The organism is Bacillota bacterium (genome assembly GCA_024655925.1).
Classification (GTDB): Bacteria; Bacillota; DTU025; order DTU025; family JANLFS01; genus JANLFS01.
The window spans coordinates 37780-43345 of the sequence record JANLFS010000008.1 but is presented as its reverse complement, the minus strand read 5'-3'; the positions used below and the strand labels follow the sequence as shown (position 1 = coordinate 43345).

Below are 5566 nucleotides of genomic sequence, written 5' to 3'. Positions count from 1 at the left end.
TCGACAACCCCAAACCGAAATCGAGCAAACCGCCTTATCCCCTCGGACTGAAACCCAGGGGCTTACGGCGGGGTCTAATGGTCAAAGCCCCCAGCCCCACAGTATCAGGAAGGCGACCATCACCGAGGACAACACCGGCACTACCAGGCCTCCCTTGTGCCAGGCAAGGAGGAGGGCGACCCCCATACCGGTCCAACCTGCCACTGGCAACTCGGGAGTGGCCCGTAGCGCCCCGGGGATCAGCAACGCTCCTAGGGCTGCATAGGGGATGTTGAGCAGGAAGCGGCGAAGCGGCTTCGGCATGCGCTGCCCGGACAACGCGACCAGGGGAACGAGGCGGGGAAGATAGGTGACGGCAGCCATGCTGATGACGAGCAACCAGATCCTCATGCTCTCACATCCTCTCTTGTGTCTTCAAACACCAGAGTCCCGAGCGCAGCGGATACTATCACGGCAACGATAAGGGTCCATCCGGAAGCCATCAGTCCCAGGCTTGTCAGTAAGGCGTTGATTATCCCTGCTCCCGCGGCCAGTGCCACAACCTTCCACGAAGCCCTGGCCTCGGGCGCCAGGATGGATATGAACATGGCATACAAGGCCACCTGCATGCTGGCCTGGACGCTTTGCGGCAGCTTGGAGGCTACAAGGTACCCGAGCACAGTACCTGCTACCCATGCACTATAGGCCAAGCCCTCCAGGGCCAAGAGAAACGGTACGGTGAGGTCTTCCCGGCGCGTAGCCGCGACGGAGAAAGTCTCGTCCGTGACTCCGAAAGCCACCAACGGCAGCCATCTGCCGGAGTCCTTGTGCAGCCGAGTGCTCAAGGATGCGCTCATGAAGAAATGACGGAAGTTGAGAAGAAAGGTGGCCAAGACAATCTGGCCGAACCCCACGCCCAGACGGAGCAGATGCAAAGCCATGAACTGGCTGGCGCCAGCAAAGACCACAGAAGAAAACAAGAATCCGTCTGTCAGAGAGAAGCCTTCCACCTTGGCCAGTGAGCCAAATGCCATGGCCGCCGGAATGTAGCCAATGCAGACGGGCAGTCCTACACTGAGGCCGTCTGCCATAGTCAATGATGATCGTTGATCGTTACTCACTTGCCCCTTCTCCCATTTCGCTGATAGCAGGCGCTTGTAATCATGCAGCAGCGAAGACAGTGTATAGGCAGTGTAATTCGCTCAACCCCCGCGGATTCCTGGGCCGTCCCAGGAATTCCTAGCATGTATTGTCCGGATGGATTTGGTAGAATTGTGTACGCAGGCGTGGCATGCCCGAAGATTCGGCCCACGGCCCTGCATGCCATCACATATTGGGAGGCGTCCTCATGATCGACGTCAGGGATCTGACCAAGCACTACGGAGACGTCCGGGCAGTGGATGGAGTCAGTTTTACTTGCCCGGACGGCAAGATAACTGGACTTCTGGGGCCCAACGGAGCGGGCAAGACCACGACTCTGCGGATGATCGCCGGGCTCATCAGGCCGATGCGTGGCACTGCGGTCGTGGATGGGTACGATGTCACCCAGGAGCCGTCTCAAGTCCGCAAGGCTCTGGGCGTCCAGTCTGACATGACCGGAGTCTACCCAAGGCTTACTGCCCGGGAGCACTTCCGGTACTACGGGCGGTTCTACGGGATAGTCGGGAGGGACCTCGAGGAGCGGGTACAGGGTGTCATCGACTTGCTCGGCATGGGTGAGTTTGCGGATAGGCGGGCACATGGGTTCAGTAGGGGCCAAAGACAGAAAATCGTGATCGGTCGCGCACTCGTGCACAACCCTCGCACCATCATAATGGACGAGCCCACCAACGGTCTGGATGTGATGGCCGTCCGCGAGACCAGGCAGACCATACGGGATCTCAGAGACCGCGGCCACTGCATCCTGTTCACTACCCATTACATGGACGAGGCTGAAAGGCTCTGCGACTACGTCGCAATAATCGTGAGAGGCAAAATGGTGGCTTTCGGCTCTCCAGCCGAGCTCAGGGCAAGGACGGGAGAGGATAACCTGGAGGATGCCTTCGTCGCTTTGGCGGGCGGTCGCGAAGGCCTTCACACCAGCGAGTACGCCCAGACAATCGAGGAGGGCGACCATGCTTAACGACATAACCAACATCTGGCGCAAGGAAGTCACAGACAGTATCAGGGACAGGAAAGCCCTGATTCAAGCGCTCCTGATACCTCTTCTGATAGGGATCTTCTACGCGACCTTCATGCCCATTCTGAACAGCGCCATCACTGCGCGCACCGAGGCCCCTCTGATCATTCCTGCCCGAGGGGTCGCACACGCCGATCCCACGCTCGTGGAGGTATTCGGACATTTCGGCGTCACGCTCAAGGAGTATGAAGGAGACCTCGAGGACGCTATATCCCGCGCGGAGGAGTCCGCCGGTCTGGTAATTCCCCCTGGATTTGCCGAAGATGTCGCGGCCGAACGCCCGGCGGCTTTGACTCTTCTCACCAACCAGACTGCCGGGGGAATCTTCGGGGGGACCTTCTCCGGGCAGCGGCTTGATCTGGCGATAAGCCAGTACAACCAAGTTGTGTCCGCGGCGCGGGTGGCATCCCGCGACCTCGATCCCGCGCTTCTGACCCCGGTCTCCTTGAGTCGGCAGGATCTGGCATCCCCAGCACAGCTGGGCGGGTTGTTCGCCGGGTTCAGCCTTCCCCTTCTTCTCGCGCTCATCGTGGCCCAGGGAGGGTTGTTTGTGGCCATCGATGTCACTGCTGGGGAGCGGGAGAGAGGTACCCTGGAGGCTTTGCTGGTGACACCGGCGTCGGACTTCTCCGTTGTAGTAGGGAAACTGCTCGCGGTATTCACCATCTCCATTGCTCCGCTTCTCCTGACTTTCCTGGCATTCTGGGTTGTCAGCAACCTTCTGCCCGAGTCCGTGACCAGAGGAGCGGTTCTTCCCGGGCAGGTCATCCTCGGTGCCATACTGATAGGGTTGCCACTTGCAGTCTTCCTCGACGTAGTCTTGATGATAGTGAGCGTCAGGGCGCGAGCGTTCAAAGACGCCCAGTCCGCAGCGACTCCTGTGGTTCTCGGAGCGATCGTACCTGCGTTCGTCGCTGCGTTCGTCCCGGCAACAAGCCCTGTGGCTTACCTCATCCCCCTGTATGGGTCATTTGCGGCCCTGGGCCGGATAGTACAGACCGGATCCCTTCAGGCCGGCGCCATTCTGGTGAGTGCCGCCGGAAGTATGGCGGGGGCCTTGATCCTGCTCCGCGTGGCACTTCGCCTCTTCAACAGGGAGAGACTGCTCTACGGGTCCTGATCCTGGAAACCTTAGACGAGTTGCCCGGCAGGCGTCGGGTGATTGGAGGCAAGGAGACTGCGGGCTCGATGTAGAACTATGTCGAACCAGATCGATTCCGCAGGAAGGTGGCAGGATGCCCGGCAGGTCGCAGACGCAACTAGCATGCCCGCCAAGCCCCCAGCACCCGCGCCCGAATCTCAGGACTTGGTTCGCAGTACTTGTGGGCAAAGCGATCCAGCTCGGCCTGAGGATCACGCGGCTTGGAGGTGGGTCTTCTCTGCCGGGGCTCGTTGGTCTCAGATTGGACCCTAACATCCTCCAGAAGATCGTCGGAGGCTCTGGGGCGCGCGTGATCCTGGTCACCGGCTCCAACGGAAAGACTACTACCTGCAAGCTCATTGCCGGGGCACTGTCCGCGTCTGGACTTCGTATCCTGGGCAACACGACAGGGGCGAATCTCAAGAGTGGGCTTGTATCTGCCTTGATTGCCTCATCCACCTTAACGGGCAGGATACAAGCGGATGTGATCGTGTTTGAGGTAGACGAGGCTAGCATGAGGCGGGTGATCCCCGACATCAACCCTTCGGTCGTGGTGGTCACCAATTGCTTCCGTGACCAGCTCGACCGGTATGGAGAGGTCGACGCCACCCTCGAACTGATTAGACAGGCTACTGACCGCATGCCTGAGAGCGCCACCCTTCTGCTGAACGCTGACGACCCACTCGTTGCTGACCTGGGTCGGACCGCCCGGTGTATCGTCCGGTACTACGGGCTGGATGCCGGCCCCGTGCCGGAACCCGCCACCCGCGCACGAGAGGCGGGCGAGGCGGACTTGAGCCCTCGCGACGTGGTCAACTGTCTTGCCTGCGGAGAGTACTTCATATACGAAGCCACCACCATCGGCCATCTCGGCGTGTACTCATGCCCGAGATGCGGGCGGTCCAGACCGGCTTTGGACTTCACCGCGCGCCACATCGAACAGGTCCCCGGCGCGGGCTACCGGTTCAGCGTGCACTGGGGCGCAGAAGACCAGATCCCTATCTCTTTGCGCCTGCCAGGGCTGTACAACGCCTACAACGGCCTTGCAGCTGCGGCGTGCTGCTTGGTCTTCGGTACCTGCCCCAAGGCCGCCGCCTCTGGGATCAATTCCGCGGGATCCGCATTCGGAAGGGCAGAGACAGTGGACATCGGCGACAAGAGGCTGTCTCTCGTGCTGGTCAAGAACCCGGTTGGCCTGTCTGAAGTGGCGAAATCCGTGGCGGGTGATCCATCCATCGCGGTCATCATGTTCTGCTTGAACGACAACTACGCGGACGGTCGCGACATCTCGTGGATTTGGGATGCTGATCTCAGCCCGATGGTGGAGCGGCCGACTCCATTCCGTCTCGCGGTGTGTTCGGGGGTACGTGCATGGGACGCCGCGTTGAGGCTGAAGTACGCGGGCCTCGACCCATCTGTGATGCAGGTCGAGCCTAATCTCGGCCGGGCGCTGGACGCCGCGCTCGCCAACACGACCCCCGGCGAGACTCTGGGAATCCTTCCGACCTACACCGCAATGTTGGGTGTGCGCGAAGAGATCAGAAAGCGCGCCCATATAAGGCAATTCTGGCGCAGTTGACATCTTCCACGTATTGGTGGTGATCCCCCTGCAACTCCGAGTCTGCCACCTCTATCCCGATCTCATGAACACTTACGGCGACCGCGGGGACATGCTCACGATCCAGCGGAGGTGTGCCTGGCGCGGAATCGAGGCCAGCATCGAATGCGTCTCTCTTGGTGCGGCCCCGGACCTCGCCTCTTACGACGTGATCTTCATCGGCGGTGGGCAGGACAGGCAACAGAAGCTGATCGCCAGGGACCTGCTGGAATGCAAGGGCGAATCCTTGCGAAACGCCATCCGCGACGGAGTGGTGGTCCTCGCGGTCTGCGGTGGATACCAGCTGCTTGGAAAGTACTACCGCACCCAGGATGGCCAGCAGCTTCCGGGGCTTGGGGTCTTCGATGCGTGGACGGAAGCGGGCGAGGGAAGGTTCATTGGCAATGTGGTCATCGAGACCTCCGGCCTGAGTGGAACGGAGGTGTTCACCGTGGTCGGGTTCGAGAATCATTCAGGTCGCACCTACCTTGGTGAAGGTATCAGGCCGCTCGGCCGGGTATTGCTGGGCCGGGGGAACAACGGGAAGGACGGATTCGAGGGCGCGGTCCATTCGAACGCGATCGGAACGTACCTTCACGGCCCGTTGCTCCCGAAAAACCCCAAGCTGTGCGATGATCTTGTCCATACCGCCCTGCGGCGCCGGTACGGC

General features: G+C 60.7%; 6 protein-coding genes. 4 read left to right on the top strand and 2 right to left on the bottom strand.

Annotated features, from left to right (window positions below):
- Positions 1–81: 81 nt before the first annotated feature.
- On the bottom strand, positions 82–390 hold the full coding sequence (locus NUW23_02195) for an AzlD domain-containing protein (GenBank protein ID MCR4424989.1): 309 nt from the start codon (positions 388–390) through the stop codon (positions 82–84).
- On the bottom strand, positions 387–1100 hold the full coding sequence (locus tag NUW23_02190; GenBank protein MCR4424988.1) for an AzlC family ABC transporter permease: 714 nt from the start codon (positions 1098–1100) through the stop codon (positions 387–389). Before NUW23_02190 ends, NUW23_02195 begins: the two co-directional genes overlap by 4 nt.
- A 227-nt stretch (positions 1101–1327) precedes the next feature.
- On the opposite strand from NUW23_02190, the gene NUW23_02185 reads away from it, so the two are divergent.
- The 4 genes from NUW23_02185 to NUW23_02170 form a co-directional block, all read left to right on the top strand.
- Positions 1328–2101, top strand: coding sequence for an ATP-binding cassette domain-containing protein (locus NUW23_02185; protein ID MCR4424987.1), 774 nt, complete (start codon positions 1328–1330; stop codon positions 2099–2101).
- On the top strand, positions 2094–3278 hold the full coding sequence (locus NUW23_02180; protein MCR4424986.1) for an ABC transporter permease: 1185 nt from the start codon (positions 2094–2096) through the stop codon (positions 3276–3278). The genes NUW23_02185 and NUW23_02180 overlap by 8 nt, the downstream gene beginning before the upstream one ends.
- 115 nt (positions 3279–3393) lie before the next feature.
- Positions 3394–4878: a Mur ligase family protein gene (locus tag NUW23_02175; GenBank protein MCR4424985.1), complete on the top strand. Its 1485-nt coding sequence runs from the start codon at positions 3394–3396 to the stop codon at positions 4876–4878.
- A 16-nt stretch (positions 4879–4894) separates the two neighbouring features.
- Positions 4895–5566 (top strand): glutamine amidotransferase (locus NUW23_02170; GenBank protein ID MCR4424984.1); only part of this gene is annotated, 672 nt, incomplete at its 3' end.